At 64.9% G+C, this 14,737-nt stretch carries 14 protein-coding genes and 1 tRNA gene; 4 read left to right on the top strand and 11 right to left on the bottom strand.

The window, feature by feature from the left end; genetic code table 11:
- Positions 1 to 161: 161 nt before the first annotated feature.
- Together AC02Y0_RS13075 and AC02Y0_RS13070 are read left to right on the top strand one after the other, a co-directional pair.
- Positions 162 to 458 (top strand): cupin domain-containing protein, encoded by a 297-nt coding sequence (locus tag AC02Y0_RS13075; protein WP_476379342.1) that lies wholly within the window; start codon positions 162 to 164, stop codon positions 456 to 458.
- Complete coding sequence (locus AC02Y0_RS13070) at positions 455 to 1,381, top strand: MBL fold metallo-hydrolase (protein WP_476379341.1); 927 nt, start codon at positions 455 to 457, stop codon at positions 1,379 to 1,381. The genes AC02Y0_RS13075 and AC02Y0_RS13070 overlap by 4 nt, the downstream gene beginning before the upstream one ends.
- Positions 1,382 to 1,447: 66 nt before the next feature.
- On the opposite strand, the gene AC02Y0_RS13065 is transcribed toward AC02Y0_RS13070, so the two are convergent.
- Positions 1,448 to 2,389 (bottom strand): DUF1499 domain-containing protein, encoded by a 942-nt coding sequence (locus AC02Y0_RS13065; RefSeq protein WP_476379340.1) that lies wholly within the window; start codon positions 2,387 to 2,389, stop codon positions 1,448 to 1,450.
- Between the two features lie 86 nt (positions 2,390 to 2,475).
- A complete protein-coding gene (locus tag AC02Y0_RS13060) occupies positions 2,476 to 3,495 on the bottom strand; it encodes a hypothetical protein (RefSeq protein WP_476379339.1) in 1,020 nt (339 codons plus the stop codon).
- Between the two features lie 109 nt (positions 3,496 to 3,604).
- On the opposite strand from AC02Y0_RS13060, the gene AC02Y0_RS13055 reads away from it, so the two are divergent.
- On the top strand, positions 3,605 to 3,931 hold the full coding sequence (locus AC02Y0_RS13055; RefSeq protein WP_476379338.1) for a hypothetical protein: 327 nt from the start codon (positions 3,605 to 3,607) through the stop codon (positions 3,929 to 3,931).
- Positions 3,932 to 4,026: 95 nt separating this feature from the next.
- On the opposite strand, the gene AC02Y0_RS13050 is transcribed toward AC02Y0_RS13055, so the two are convergent.
- Positions 4,027 to 4,587: a type 1 glutamine amidotransferase domain-containing protein gene (locus AC02Y0_RS13050; protein WP_476379337.1), complete on the bottom strand. Its 561-nt coding sequence runs from the start codon at positions 4,585 to 4,587 to the stop codon at positions 4,027 to 4,029.
- A 171-nt stretch (positions 4,588 to 4,758) separates the two neighbouring features.
- On the opposite strand from AC02Y0_RS13050, the gene AC02Y0_RS13045 reads away from it, so the two are divergent.
- Positions 4,759 to 4,833: transfer RNA gene (locus AC02Y0_RS13045), tRNA-Gln, on the top strand.
- A 24-nt stretch (positions 4,834 to 4,857) separates the two neighbouring features.
- On the opposite strand, the gene AC02Y0_RS13040 is transcribed toward AC02Y0_RS13045, so the two are convergent.
- Genes AC02Y0_RS13040 through AC02Y0_RS13005 form a run of 8 tightly spaced genes read right to left on the bottom strand, consistent with a single transcriptional unit; the run spans position 4,858 to position 14,590 of the window.
- A complete protein-coding gene (locus tag AC02Y0_RS13040; protein ID WP_476379336.1) occupies positions 4,858 to 5,625 on the bottom strand; it encodes an iron ABC transporter ATP-binding protein in 768 nt (255 codons plus the stop codon).
- Complete coding sequence (locus AC02Y0_RS13035; protein WP_476379335.1) at positions 5,622 to 6,566, bottom strand: iron chelate uptake ABC transporter family permease subunit; 945 nt, start codon at positions 6,564 to 6,566, stop codon at positions 5,622 to 5,624. Before AC02Y0_RS13035 ends, AC02Y0_RS13040 begins: the two co-directional genes overlap by 4 nt.
- Positions 6,559 to 7,536, bottom strand: coding sequence for an ABC transporter permease (locus tag AC02Y0_RS13030; RefSeq protein WP_476379334.1), 978 nt, complete (start codon positions 7,534 to 7,536; stop codon positions 6,559 to 6,561). The genes AC02Y0_RS13035 and AC02Y0_RS13030 overlap by 8 nt, the downstream gene beginning before the upstream one ends.
- Complete coding sequence (locus AC02Y0_RS13025; RefSeq protein WP_476379333.1) at positions 7,536 to 8,459, bottom strand: siderophore ABC transporter substrate-binding protein; 924 nt, start codon at positions 8,457 to 8,459, stop codon at positions 7,536 to 7,538. The genes AC02Y0_RS13030 and AC02Y0_RS13025 overlap by 1 nt, the downstream gene beginning before the upstream one ends.
- A gap of 33 nt (positions 8,460 to 8,492) precedes the next feature.
- A complete protein-coding gene (locus AC02Y0_RS13020) occupies positions 8,493 to 9,806 on the bottom strand; it encodes a DUF6005 family protein (protein WP_476379332.1) in 1,314 nt (437 codons plus the stop codon).
- Positions 9,803 to 11,071 carry an AMP-binding protein gene (locus AC02Y0_RS13015; RefSeq protein ID WP_476379330.1) on the bottom strand — a complete coding sequence of 423 codons (1,269 nt, stop codon included), beginning with the start codon at positions 11,069 to 11,071 and terminating at the stop codon, positions 9,803 to 9,805. The genes AC02Y0_RS13020 and AC02Y0_RS13015 overlap by 4 nt, the downstream gene beginning before the upstream one ends.
- The gene (locus tag AC02Y0_RS13010) at positions 11,068 to 12,792 is read right to left on the bottom strand and encodes an IucA/IucC family protein (protein ID WP_476379329.1); all 1,725 of its coding nucleotides are present in this window, start codon (positions 12,790 to 12,792) and stop codon (positions 11,068 to 11,070) included. The genes AC02Y0_RS13015 and AC02Y0_RS13010 overlap by 4 nt, the downstream gene beginning before the upstream one ends.
- The gene (locus AC02Y0_RS13005) at positions 12,776 to 14,590 is read right to left on the bottom strand and encodes an IucA/IucC family protein (protein ID WP_476379327.1); all 1,815 of its coding nucleotides are present in this window, start codon (positions 14,588 to 14,590) and stop codon (positions 12,776 to 12,778) included. The genes AC02Y0_RS13010 and AC02Y0_RS13005 overlap by 17 nt, the downstream gene beginning before the upstream one ends.
- Between the last annotated feature and the right edge of the window lie 147 nt (positions 14,591 to 14,737).

Here is a 14,737-nt window from a genome sequence, read left to right as displayed (position 1 = left end):
GGGCGGTTCTGCAGCCGGAAGAACTGGACCGTACGCGCCCGCGACCTGCACATCGCAGGGGCTGCGCGTAACCATCCGCTTTTGCCAAGGGGCGATTGCCCCCGGGCCGGCCAGGGGCTAACGTCCGGACACCCGTGCCCGCCACCCACCCGGAGACACCCATGCCCGGCTATTCCGCCCGTCCGCCCGCCATCCCGACCGTCGTGCTTGATGATGCCGTCACCCGCATAACCCGCTGGGATTTCGAGCCCGGTGCTGCGACCGGGCATCATAGCCATGGCCTCGGCTATGTCGTCGTGCCGATGACTGATTGCCATTTCCTCATCGAGGACGCCTCGGGCGAGCGCCGCGTCACTGCCAAAGCCGGCGAGGCCTATCGCCGCGATGCCGGCGTCGAGCACAATGTCATTAATGGCGGCGACCAGCCGATGAGCTTCATCGAGATCGAGTACAAATGAGCTTAGGCGACGATCAGGTAGTGCCTCAATTTGTCACCGATTTCGAGCCGCAGCATGGGGTGGCGGTACCCGTGGCCGAGGGCGTCCAGCGCCTGACCGCGCCCAATCCCAGCCCCTTTACCTTCCACGGCACCAACACCTATATCGTCGGGAAAAAATCCGTCTGCGTCATCGATCCCGGCCCCGAGAGCGATTCACATTTTGAAGCGCTGATGGCAGCCCTTGAGGGCAGGGAGGCGACCCACATCGCCGTCAGCCATACGCATCGCGACCATTCCCCGCTCGCCCGCCGGCTGAAAGCCGCAACCGGCGCCACCATCGTCGCCGAAGGCCCGCATCGTCCGGCCCGTCCGCTCTTCGAGGGCGAGGTGAACCCCTTCGCCGAAAGCTCCGACACTGATTTCGTCCCCGACCTGGCGCTTGCCGATGGCGAGGCCCTGGAAGGAGACGGCTGGCGCCTCACCGCCGTGCACACGCCGGGGCATACGGCCAACCACGCCGCCTTCGCCCTCGAAGACACCGGCATCCTCTTCTCCGCCGATCATGTGATGGCCTGGGCGACCTCGATCGTCGCGCCCCCGGATGGCGCCATGAGCGACTACATGGCCTCGCTCGACCGGTTGCTGGAGCGCGACGACCGTCTCTACCTGCCGGGCCATGGCGGCCCGGTCACCGAGCCCCACGCCTTCGTCCGCGCCTTGCGCACCCACCGTCGCCTGCGCGAACGCGCCGTGCTGGAGCGGATCCGCAAGGGCGATCGCCTGATCGCCGACATGGTCAAGGTGATTTACGCCACCACCGATCCGCGCCTGCATGGGGCGGCCGCTCTGTCAGTGCTCGCCCATATCGAGGATCTCGTGGAAAAGGGCCTCGTCGCCACGGACGGCCCGCCGAAGCTTTTGGGCGAATATCGTGCGGGCTGATCATGCAAGATTGCTCTCAAGCCGACCTTTGTCTTGGGAGAGCGCTTGCACAGCGTCAGGCGAACCTCAGTTCCCCGCAATCCCCAAAAGTTCCGCATCCAGCGCATGCAGGAAATCCTCGGCGATCCGGTCGCTGATGCCAAGGTCATGCGGCCCGTAGCGCGAAGCGACCCGCATATCGACCAGGGTCATCTCCGCCTCTTCGCGCAAGCGCACCACCGCATCGAATGGCAGGCCGAACACCAGCGTGCGGGTGGAAAATTGCAGGCGCGCCGTGCCTTCCGGTTCGCCGTCGGAAAGCGGCACAAGCAGGCTGGGCTCCGGTCGCGCGGTGGGCAGAGGCCCGCTTTCCGGGAGCGCCTCGTCGGCGGACGGTGGCGTGGCACCACCGGGGGTCTCCGCCACAACAGGGCTTTCCGCTGTCGGGCGCAGCTCCAGAGCCGGCAGGCCATATTCCTCGCCGCGGCTTGCCGTCACCACCAGCCGGTTTTCCGCCGCCACCTTGCGCACGGCCTCATAGACGCGGTCGATCGCCCCTTCGTAGCGGCGACCGTTGAGACCGGGATAGGCGGCAAGCTGGGCTGCATCGGCGTTCTCGGGCAGGGCAGGGCGCGGCAGCAGATGCTGCTCCGCTGTCGGCACGGAAACCCAGGCGGGCCGGTCGGACAGATCGGTTGCCACTTCGGTGAGCGGCGGCTTGGTTATGGAGAGATAGTAGCCATAGGCCGGCAGTCCGAGCGGGAGCGCCGCATAGATGAGCGCCCAGGCAGCCGCGACCCCGCCCAGGGCCCCGACCTGCCAGAGCCGCGCCAGTCCCAGAAGCGCAAGCGGCACGGAGAGGGCGGCCGGCACCGCGCAAGCCAGCACCAGCAAAACGAAGTCCGGCGTGGCGAGTGGCCCGAAGCGATGCGCCAGCACCACGACAACCAGCATGCCGAGCGCAAACAGGGCCAGCCGCCGCGCAAGAAAGGCGGAGCGGGACACCGGACGGTCATAGCGGACGAGCATGCGGATCTACCGGAATCAGGAGGCGTTTCGCCCAAGGTGTAACGGCTTGCGCGAAGGGCGTCGACAGACAAAGCGAGCGACCAAGCTCAAGGCTGGTTATTGCGCCCGCCACCCAGAAGCGGATTGTCGCCGAGTTCCGGTGCCGGAATGCCGCCGTCTGGCGGTGCGCCGTCAAAACCATCCGGCGCCTCCATCAGCCCTTCCTCGATCGCGGGATCGAGCGGCGGCAGCGCCGGGGCGTCAAGCGTCACACCGCCGTCCGGCAGGCTCGGATCGGCAAGCGGCGGCGCATCCGGAGCAAGCGGCACATAGAGCGAGACGGTGACGATGACGGCGATCACCATCAGCCAGGAGCCGATGATCCGCGCCGGTATTGTGAGCCACCCACCCCGGAAGGGCCGCAGCATCAGCCCGGGCACGAGCAGGATCCACAAGGCTCCAAGGACGGCGGAGAAGGCAAACTCCTTGATGCCGATGCCGAAATCATCAAGCCCGATGAAGAGTGAGAGAGAAAAGCCGACCACGACCGCCGCCACCGGCGCCACAAACCGCCGCAGAGATGCCGGCAGCCAGAGCACCACACCCGACAGCATCACGGCGACGGGTGCGATCAGGAAGAGCTCGTGGCCGAGCGGGCTCTGCAGGATCGCATGGAAGATCGGGTCGAAGAAGACGAGCATGGGCGCGACGATGCCGAGGAAGGCCAGCGCGATCGCCAGGACCTCGCCTCGACGCTCCGCCATGCCGATGGCGACGGATAGGCCCAGCATGGCCAGCACGAGGTCGTAGATGGAGAGCGTGAAGAGATAGCCGAGCTCGAAGAAGGCGAATTCATGCGGAATGACGAGGGAGGCAGCGACCGTTGCCACGCCGAGAAGAAAGACGAAAAACGCGACCTTAAAGGCCCGTGTTCGGACCCCGGCCAGGAAGCGCGCGCGCCCACCCTGCGCCGCGCCGTTCTCGGGCCGAGGTGAAAGCCCAGCATCTGCCGCCAGAGCGCGAGAGACTGAAGCGGGAGCGCCAGCCGCAGGTTTCTCCGCCTGCCCATGGCCCACGCCTGCGCCATTGCGTCCCGTCTTCCTGTGTGGCTGCTTCTGCTTCTTCATGTCCGTGACCTGATCTGGCGCCGGAAGGCGTGTGCATGCCTATTCCACAGCACGCTTGATTTGTCACTGCAGCCTGCTGCACTCTCTGATCAGAGGGAAGGGAAGTCTTATGGCCATTGTCATGCTGTCGGCTGTCACGCGCGTGGAGCGAAAGACAGCAACAAGCTTCGTCTTCGACACCGTCAACCGCCTCGGCGGCTGGATCGACGACACGCGCATGTATTCCAACCTGATGAACACGATCCGCCTGACGCTCCCGGCCGGTGCCTTTGCCGAGCTGGTCACGGTCCTCAGCGAGGCGGGCATTGCCGTCGACCCGCCGGAGGGCTTGAGCGAGATCCGTGATCCCGCCGCCGAGCGCATGGCGACCCTGCAGCTCACCTTCATTCACGAAGAGCCGGATCTGAAACGGGAAATACCGGCCGTCCCCGGCTAGCGCGAGCAGACGGTCGTGCTGCCGCCCGGATACGACAAAAACCCGGCAGTCGCCCGCCGGGTTTTTGCATTGTTCTCAAGATCGGGCCTGAGAGATCAGGCCGCGCGGCGCTCGTGGCGGCCTTCCTCGATCTCCTCGACGATCTTCGCCACGAAGGCATCGAGATCGTCTGGATTGCGAGAGGTGATGATGCCCTGGTCGGTGATCACAGCCTCGTCGCGCCAGTCGGCACCGGCATTGATCATGTCCGTCTTGATCGACGAGAAGGAAGTCGCCTTGCGGCCCTTGACGGCGCCGGCCTCGATCAGCAGCCACGGACCATGGCAGACCGCCGCAACCGTCTTGCCGGAGTTAATGAAGCTCTTCACCAGGTCAACGGCCTTCTGTTCCTTGCGCAACAGGTCCGGATTGATCTGGCCTCCGGGAATGATAAGCGCGTCGAAATCATCGATCTTGACCTCGTCGAGGGTCAGATCGACGTCGACAGTATCGCCCCAGTTTTCAGCATCCCAGCTCTTGATCGGCGCCTTTTCGAGCGACGCGATGCTGACCGATGCACCCTTGGCCGTCAGCTGCTCGAGCGGCACACGCAACTCGGAGCGCTCATAGCCATGGGTGGCGATGATCAGGATGCGGGCTGAAGTAATGGAGGGCATGAGATGTCCTTTCGTCGGGGTTTCTCTCGTGGGGATGTGAGAGAAACGACCTGCCCGCCGCATCGTTCCGGGAAAAACTGCAAAGTCCCAGCGTGAAGGTGTTGCCGCCCGGCTTAGGCTTTGATAATCAGGCCGCGATTTGCAGCGCCGCCCGCGGCCCCGCAATCCTGTTGGGGCGTCGCCAAGCGGTAAGGCATCGGTTTTTGGTACCGACATTCCCAGGTTCGAATCCTGGCGCCCCAGCCACCGTCAAATCTGCTCAACCTCAGCTCACCCCACCCGCGCATATTGCAGCGCAAGCCGCATGCCGCCCGCCTCCACAACCGGAATGGCGAACCCGTAGATCGCCTCCAGCACGTCCGAGCGCATGATCGCGTCAGGCGTGCCGTCGGCTGCGATCCGGCCGTTTTTCATCGCGATGATCCGGTCGGCGCTGGCCGAGGCGTGGTTGATGTCGTGCAGCACGATGACGATGGTGCGGCCGGTCTCGTCGACGAGGCGGCGCAGCTCCAGCATCAGCTGGCGGGCGTGATACATGTCGAGATTGTTCAGGGGCTCGTCGAGCAGGATATAGTCGGTCCCTTGCGCATAGGTCATCGCCACCATCACCCGCTGCCGCTGGCCGCCCGACAACCGGTCGAGCGAGCGGTTGGCTAGGCCTTCGAGTTCGAAGCGGGCAAGCGCCTCCTCGACCATCGCTCTGTCCTCCGCCGTCATCCGCCCGCCACTATGCGGGAAGCGGCCGAAGCCGACCATTTCGCGCACGGTGACGCGCGGCGGCGGGCCAGAGTCTTGCCTCAGGATCGCAAGCTTTTTGGCGAGCACCTTGCCGGGTGTCGAGCCGACCGGAAGCCCGTCGATGGTGACGGATCCCTGCTGCAGCGGCAACAGCCGGGCGGCAAGCGAGAGCAGGGTGGATTTTCCGGCACCGTTTGGGCCGACCAGGGCGGTGAGGCCACCCCTCGGCAGAACGAGGTCGATGTCGTCCAGCACGCGCTGGCCCTGGCGATCCAGGCTGACGGATTGGATTTCGATCATCGGGTTCGCCTCGCAAACAGAAGCAGGATGAAGACAAGGCCGCCGAGGAAATCGACGACAACAGAGAGTGTGCCGGCCTGGCCAAGCCCGTGCTGCAACAGCGTCTGGCCGCCGACCAGCACGATGACGCCGAGAGCCATGGCAACCACGAAGACGGAAGCATGCCGGCGCGAGGATGTGAGCCGTTCGGCAAGCGCTGCGATCAACAGGCCGAAAAAGGTGACGGGGCCGACGAGCGCGGTGGAGACGGCAACAAGCAGTGACACGGTGATGAGCTGCACCAGCACCAACCGGTTCCAGTCGAGACCGAGGCCGATTGCCGTGTCGCGTCCGAGCGCGGCGATATCAAGCTGATGGCGGCGCGAGAAGAGGAAGCCGCCGGCCAGCATCGTGACGAGCGCTGCGATGGCGAGCAGATCGGTGTTCGGCGCGGAGAAATTCGCATACATCGCCCGCTGCGCCACGGCGAATTCCTGCGGATCGATCAGCCGCGCCAGAAGATTGGTTAGGCTGCGGAAGAGCCCGCCGATGACGACGCCAGCCAGCAGCATCAGCGTCAGGTCCATCCGGCTTTTCAGCGCCGGCCAGAGGATGAGCATGGCGAGCAGCATCAGGGAGGATGCCTCCATGCCGAACTTCAGATGCGGTGAGAGCGAGACGTAACCCAGCCCGCCAAGCGCAAAGACGAGGGCCGCCTGACCAAACTGGTAGAGCGCATCGAGGCCCATGATCGACGGTGTGAGGATGCGGTTGCCGGTGATCGTCTGAAAGGTGACGGTCGAGAGCGCGATGGCAACCGCGACGGTCACCAGCGCTGCAAGCCGGATGCCGCGCAGCTCCAGCGCAAAGGCGATATTGCCGCGCAGGTTGACCGTCATGAAGGCGATGATGGCTAAGAGCGCAAGACAGAGGAGAAGGCCGATGACGATCCGGTCACGCATCGCTTCTCTCCCTGAGGATGAACCAGAGAAAGACCGCCGGTCCGATCACGCCCATCACGGTGCCGACGGGGATCTCGTAGGGGAAGCGCATGACGCGCCCGGCAATGTCGGAGGCGAGAACGAGGATCGCCCCGCCGAGCGCCACGAGCGGCAGCGTGCCGCGCAGATTGTCGCCTAAGATGCGCGACACCAGATTGGGCACGACGAGGCCGACGAACGGGATGAGGCCGACGACAACGACCGAGAGCGCCGACATCACCGAGACCAGCACCAGCCCGATCTGCGTCATCCGGCGATAGTCGATGCCGAGGCTGGTCGCCTGGTCCTCGCCAAGCGCCATGATCGTCAGCCGGTCGGCAATCAGGATCGCCGCCGCGACGATGACCACGGCGACGAACAGCAGCTCGTAGCGGCCCTTCAGCACGCCGGAGAATTCGCCATTGGTCCAGATGTCCAAATATTGCATCAGATCTGTCTGCCAGGCGACATAGGTGACGGCCGCCCCCACCACACCGCCATAGACAAGGCCGAAAAGCGGAACGAGATGCGGCTGTTCCGGCGGCAGGCGATGGGCGGTGGCGAGGAACAGCGCGGTGCCGGCGAGCGCACAGCCGCTGGCGACCAGTGCCTTCACGCCCAAACCTGCGGCCGGCAGGAAGAGCGTCACGATCAGGATGCCAAGGGCCGCACTCTGGGCGGTTCCCGCTGTCGAGGGCTCGACGAAGCGGTTGCGCGTGAGCGTCTGCATGATCTGGCCGGCAACGGCGAGACCCGCACCGCAGAGCACGGCGGCAAGCGTGCGCGGCAGCCGGCTGATGGCCATGAGATCGGCAAAGGGCATCGCACTGCCAGTGCCGGAGAGCGACAGTTCCTGCACGCCGATGGCAAGGCTCAACACGACGAGAAGCGCCAGGCAGAGCCCGGCGCCAATCATCACGCGACGATGTGGTGTATCAGCGATGGCAGACATCACTGGCTGGCGGAGAAACCGGCCTCGATCGTGGCCAGCACCCGTTCGGTGGCCTTCAATCCGCCGGCTGCGATGTAGAAGTCCGCCGACGGCAGATAGATCACCTGACCGCTCTTCCAGGCCTTGGTCTCGGCGACCAGCGCATTGTCGAGCGTTGCCTTGGCATTCTGGTCATTGGCGCCGATGGCGGCGGCCCGGTCGAGCACCAGCAGCCAGTCGGGATTGGCCTTGGCGATGAATTCGAAGGAGACCGGCTCGCCATGGGTGGCGGCCTCGACGTCTTCGACTGACGGCGGCAGGTCGAGCGCCTTGTGCACCCAGCCGAATCGGGAAGCGATCCCGTAAGCGGTGATCTTCGGCCCGTTGGTCATCAGGATCAGGCCATTGCCCTTGCCCTGAACGGCGGCCTTGGCGCGGGCGAGCGCCGCGTCGAATTCGGCAACCGCCTTCTCGGCCTCCGCCTGTTTCCCGAAGATCGCGCCATAGGTCGTTGCCCGCTCCCGCGCCTGGTCGACCACATCGACACCGTCCATGGTCATGTCGAGCGAGGGCGCGACCTTGCCCGTTTCCTTCTCCTTGCCGGAGGAGCGGCCGCCGACGATGATCAGGTCAGGGGCAAGCGCGCTCAAGGCTTCGAGATTGGGCTCGAAGATATCGCCCACCACCTCGGCCTTGCCCTTCAGATCCGAGAGTTCGGCGAGATAGAGGTTTTCCGGAATGCCCGCCGGCATCACGCCGATGGCGAGCAGCGTATCAAGCGCCGCGATGTCGAAGACGGCAACCTTCGACGGCGTGCCCTCGACGGTAACCTTGCCGGCATAGGTCTCGACATCGAGCGCCAGCGCCGGCAGGGCGGCAAGGGTGAGGCCGGCCGCGATCAGCGCCCATCGGATGAGGGGTCGGGTAAAGGGGCGGATGGTCATGGTCGTTTCTCCCAGATGTCAGATGGTCATGGTTCAGCCCAGCGCCTTCAGGCGCGGAGCCGCTGTGTCTTGAAAGCCGGCACTCCAGGCGTCGAAGGCAGCGCCCAGCCGGGTCTTGATGGAGGTTTCGAAGCGGTCGGCGCGGTCGAGCCGGCGCGTCACGTCCTCGATCAGCCGCCGGTCGCCGGTCTGGGCGAGCTTCATCGCGGCGAAATGGATGTTCTTCAGCTCCTGATGCAGCGCCTCGATCTCGGTGCACCAGTGCTCGAATTCGCTGTTGGAAAGCTTTGCCGCCCGCCAGATGAAGGCAAAGCCATGCTCATAGGCATATTTGCGGATGCCGAGCACCGGCAGTTCGCGAAGTCCTGATGTAAGGTCTTGAAGCGTCAGCCCGTCGCGCCCTTCGACATGGGCGGCGAGGATCGATCGCAGCGCGTCGATCAGCGGGTTGCGGCCGCGGATCAGGCAGGTATTCAGATAGGCCGCGACATCGGCATCGGCAGCCGGCTGGAAGGCGGCGCGGTCGAAATGATAGCCGCCGGCGACGGACGGCTGGGCAATCGCGTTCAGGACCTTCGCGCGTTCGATCGGCCCTTCCCAGCGATAGTCGGGGTCGCGGATGAACCAGACATCAGGGTCTTCGGTCATCTCCGGCATCAGGTAATGCGGGAAGGGGTTCTGGTTGAACTTGTTCTCCCGCTCCGGCAGATGGAAGAGGTCGAGCATCACCATCACGCCCGCGGTTTCCCGCCGCTTTTCGAGAAGGTCGAGGAAGGTCGCGATATTCTCGTCCTTGGAGCGGGAGTGGTCGTACCAGGGTGTCACGGGCGCGCGGTAAAGCCGCTCGAACCAGAGACGGAAGGGCTCGTGGCTGACGGTCGCGTCGTGATAGAGCAGTTCGTGGCGCGGGCTGATGCCGAAGGGCGCGTCCCAGATGCCGAAATAGAAGGGCCGGTGGTCGATGCCGCGCCGCTTCAAGCCATCGCAAAGGCAGCTGACAAAGCAGTGGACCTTGATGTCGTAATAGTCCTCGCCATGCACCCCGCCTTCGAATTCCGCCATCGGCTCTGCGACAGGCTCCGGTTCGGCGGGTGCCGCGTCGTCCTCGGGCAGGAAGAGATCGGCGAGATCGGCGACCGTCACCACGTCCTTTCGGCTGATCACGGCATCATCGACCATCAACCCGTGCTCGAGCTCGAGATTGAGGAAGATCTGCAGGATCAGGACGGAATCGAGATAGAGGTCCTGGTTGAGCCGTGCCATCGGCGAAAACGCCTCCATATGCCGATGCTGCATGGGGCCGGCCAGCACCTGTGCAATGGCGTCGATGATGTCGCTTCGGGTCACGAGGCGCACTCCCTCTGATCGTTGAACTCTCCGGCAAGGAAGCGCCTTGCGATCTCGCGGCGGCTGATCTTGCCATTCGCCTGGCGCGGCACCTCGGCCACCTGCATGAGATGCATCGGCACCTGATGCGGCTGCAAAACGGCGATCAGCCGCTCGCGCAGCTCGGATGACGGCATCATCCGGTTCGCCGAATAGACCAGCGCCACCCGCTCGCCGGCAAAACTGTCGGGCACGCGGAAGGCCACCGCATCGGTGACATCGTCGACGGCAATCGCCTGGTCTTCGACATCGCTGGGATAGACGTTGAGGCCCGAGACATTCACCGTGTCATCGAGCCGCGAGATGAAGACCAGCATGCCGTCGGCGCTGCGATAGCCGAGATCCCTGGTCTCGATCCTGGTGATCCCGGTCAGCACGATCTCGACCGGCGCATCCGCCGTGCCGCCGTCAGCCAGCGAGAAACGCGGCAGAATGCGGCCCATGTCGGCGGGATGGGCAAGGTCGCTGTTGATCGCCACGCAGCCGGCTTCCGAGCAGCCATATTGCTGGTAGAAGCGCTCGGCCTTGGCGCGGATGGTGGAAAACCAGCTCTCCGGCAACAGCGTGCCCGAGGTCATGATCGCATGCACCTTTTCGCCGGATGGCAGAAGCCGCGCCAGCGTGTGCAGCATGGCTGGAGACGAATAGAGGATCGGCCGCTCGGTTTCGTGCAAAACCCGGATCAGATGCTTGGGATTGGCGGTGTTCACCACATGCGGCACGCGTCCGCGCTTCAAGCCGACCAGAAGCCCGCAGATCAGCCCGTAGGAATGGGTGGTCGGGCAGGCGACGACGGGCGTCATGTCCTGGGGCTCGCGGAAGAAGCCGACATAGTCTTCCAGCTCCCGCTCGATATCGTCCCATCCGCGCGCCACGCATTTTGCAGCCCCCGTGGTGCCCGAACTCATTTGCAACAGCCGCCCGCGCGGGCTCCCGTCGTCCGGCTCGCCCAGCCATTCGGCGGTCGTGCCGCCGTGATAGAGCCGGTGGCAGCCGGCCTCCTTGGCAAGCTTGCGGGCGGTGGCAAGCGGCGTGCCGGGCAGAAGCGGCAGGATGCTTGCCCCAAGCCGCTTGATGGCAAAGAAGGCGGACAGCCAGTCGATGGTTTCGGGCAGGCAGACGGCGACGCTGAGGCGCGGGTCCGCGATCCCGGTTGCGGCCAGGAAGGCCTCACCTTTGGCATCGATCTCGGTCTGGCTATGGAAGGTCCCGTCGATCAGGATCATGGCTGGTCGCTCCTTTCTTTGAGCCCAAGCGGATTGGGCACCCGGTGGCGATAGAGGTTGCGGTCGCGGAAAAGCTTGCGCGACAGCAGCGATTCCGTCGAAATTTCCGTGCTGTCATGGGCAAAGAGCTGAAGCCGCGCCTTGTCGGGATAGTGCTCGCCGTAACTGTCGAGCAGTTCGCTCACCAGATCCCAGAAGGCCTGTTCGGAAAGGCCATAGGCCGTCTCGATCAACAGCGAGACCTCCGTCAGGCAGTAGATGAACAGGCAGTCCATCACCAGCTCGCGCAGCTCGTTGGCATGGTCGGTCCAGTAATAGGCATCCGACGGCGCCCCGTCATAAACGGGGTCAATGGCGGCAAAATCCGGCAGGCCCTCCGGTTGGCGCAGAAGTGCCGGGCAGAATTCAACGCTCTCGTGGAAATCGCGCAGGATCAGCCGTTCCGGCCAGCCATGGCGCAGCACGAGGATCATGTTCTGCCCATGCGCTTCCAGCGCCACGCCGTGATGCACCATCAGATGCCAGACGGGCAGAACCGCGACCCCCAGCATCCGGTGCAGCCAGGGCAGGAGCCCATGCCGCGCGATGAAGGGCGCGATGAACGGCTTGCCGTCCGCCTCCAGCATCATCAGCGCGTTAAAGGGCACTGCCTGTTCGCCGGGCAGGAGTTTCGGGCTTTCGCGCAGCATCAGCCCGAGCTTGCCATCTAGCGCGCCATGCGCATCGACGCGGATGCCGGCATATTCCTGCAGGATGTCGAGCGGATAGCGGCTGCGGAAATGCGGGTCAGCGGCAACCAGCTCCGCCAGCCAGCGGCTGAGATGCGGTGCGGTTACGATCGAATGCGGTTCCAGCACGCGCATCGAGGAAGTGTTGACGATGTCGAGCGGCAGCTTCACATGCGCACGGGCCGGATCGGCATGGTTGATGAGCGTCCGGATCGATTGCGTCGCCCGGTAGGGATCGCCGTTTTCGCCAAGCGACGCCACACGCCCATCGGCGATCCAGTCGGCCAGCAACCCCTCCTTCAGATGCCGCCACTGCCAGGGATGCAGGGGCACGAGCGCATGGCTGTCGAGCGAGACGCCCTTACGCTTCATCCGCGAGAACAGCCGGGCCGCATGCGCCTCACCCAGCTCCTTCCACCAGAAGGTTTCCGGATCGACGGGCAGCGCCTCGCGCACATGGTCTCGCGCCACAGCCAGCCAATGCAGCCGGAAGGGCCGGGCAGCCTCCGGGCCAAATAGCGCATTGTCTTCTAAGCTGAAGCCGGTGCGCGACTTGAAGCAGGGGTGATAGGGATGCGCCTCGGAAAGCGCGCAGTCCAGGCGGTCGAAGGGCAGCGACCGGCGGTCAATGGGTTGGGGCAGGGTGCTGTCCTGCTCCAGAAAGACGATGGTGCTTTGCAATTCCTTGAGCAGCGTCAACCGTGACGCCTCAGGGGCCGGTACGAGATCGACCAATTGGTCAAGAGCGCCAACGGTCCATTCGCGTGTCTGCGGGCAGCGCAGCTGTAGCGAGCCGGGCGCCATGCGGGGGCGACCGAACGGCCCCTGATGCAGCCGCGCACGGGCCTCGCCGCTGCCGATCACAAGCCGCGTCGTGCCGTCGTTCGAACCGGCATCGTCCACCCATGCTACACCTTCGAAGATGAGCGCCGAGACAAGCTGACGGAGCACGCGCTCCTCCGGCTGGCCGGGCAGGTCAAGAGGCAAGGGCATCGTCGAGCCTCGCGGTCTTGAGGTTGGCGGGATGCAGCGGGTTCGGCATCTCGCGATAGAGTGAGGCTCCCGCCCCGCCTTCCAGCTCATCGATGCCGGCGATGCGCACACCCAGATTGGCCTTGGTGATGATCGTCCGGTCGTCGAGAAGATGCCGGACGAAATCGAGCCCGCTGCCGCGCAATGTCCTGCTCAGCGCCGTCAGATGACCGCGCAGCCGGGCCAGCAGGCAGGTTTCGTCGGCGAGGCACTCGGCGCCCATCCGGTGGATCACGGCAAAGACCTGGTTGACGACAAGGTAGTAGCCGAAACGCCGGCGGATCTCGGCGTCGGGGTAAAAGAGGTCGCAGACCTCGGCCAGTTCGGGCAGGGCGGAGGTCAGTGCCGGCCTGTGCCGCTCCGAGAGATAGAAACCCTGGCTGTCGCGATAGACGACCTTCGACGGCCAGCCCTGGGACATATCGACCAGCATGTTCTGCTGATGGGCTTCGAGTGCAATGCCGGTCTCATCATAGAGACGGACAAGGGCCGTTACGGCGCAGTCGAGATAGCGGTCGAACCACTGATGCGCTGCCTCGCTTCGGGAAATCCCGGCCTCATTGGCCTGCCGCTCGATAAGCGCTGCAAGCCGCTGGCACCGCCCGGGAAGTGCCGGTGCGGTCAGCGCCGCAAGGCTCACCACGCCCTCGCCCTTTTCGCCGCGATAGGGGTTTTCCCGCAGGATCACCTCGAAGCCGCTTTCGCTCGATCCCGGCAGATCGAGCGTGAGATAGGCGGGATCGCGGAGGAAACCGAGCTTCGGCAGTCGGGTCTCAAGATCGAGCAGCTCGACCAGCCGCGCCATGACGACGCCCGCTTCCAGCTCGTGGCGGCGGTTGAGTCTCAGCGAATTGGTGATTTTCACCGGCAGCGAGAATTTCAGCATCCAGTCGCAGTCGTCGGAGGCGATGGTGCGCACGGAAGATGTCGCGGTGAACAGGACCCCGCCACTGCCCAGGGGACGCAGAAGGCCTACCTCGATCAGCGCCTGGATGCGTGGCTGAAGCAGCAGTGCCTCGGCCTGCAGCGGATGCATCGGCAAGAGCATCTCGTCGTCGCTGAGCGCCCCTGCATCGAGCAGATCGCCCGCCATTGCGCCCACGATTGCATTGAGATCGCCCGCGACTGAGCAGGCCCGCACCATATCGCGCGGTCCGGCGAAATAGCTGAGCGCAAAACGCCCGCCGCCTTCTGGCGCATAGACTGCTGATTGCCAGTCGCTCATGCCGGTGAGGCTCTTCGGCGTCGGGTGCATCCAGTGCCCGAAGGTGAGCGATTGCTCGCTTTCTAGGAAACCCTCTGGCTGGTTGTCGCGCCGATCCTGCGCACCGTCTGCCAGCGTCGCGATCCGGGCGCAGCTCTGCAGTGTTCTGAGCATCAGCTCGAGCCCAGCGCCCGGGCGGCTTTCACCCCTGGTCTTTTCGGCAAGGTCCTGCACCAGGCATTGCACGGCCCAGAGCGGATCGATCGGCTGCCAGCCTGTTTCCCCCTGCTGGCGGCTGAAGAGCGGCCCGAAGGCCTTCGGGCCTACCTGGCTTTCGGCCTCAAGAACCGCGCGCAGATGCAGCCGCTGTGCTGTGAGATACCAGTCGAGGCAGCGCCGCTCGCAGCCATCAAGCGCCATGCAGCCCGCGCAGCCGGCATCGATCTCGCGGATATAGCAATTGGCAAAGCTCTGGAATGTGGCGGCGGCTGCGATCGCATGCGGATCGTGCCAAGATTGGGCTTGGGCCTGTGCCGGGGTTTGGGCGCGCGCCATCACGACCACGCTCCCGTCGGCCGAGCATCCGGTCCGCGAAGCCCGTGGCAGAAATCCCGATTGGGTTCCAACTCGCTCATCGAGGTTGTCCTCGTCACTCGATACAGAAAAGCCCTCCGCCGGTCTCCCGGCGAAGGGCTGTCTTGT

It is taken from the genome of Allorhizobium sp. nf9_anc, from assembly GCF_056323085.1.
Note: the sequence above shows the minus strand (reverse complement) of the source record. Positions and strands in the feature narration are given on the sequence as shown.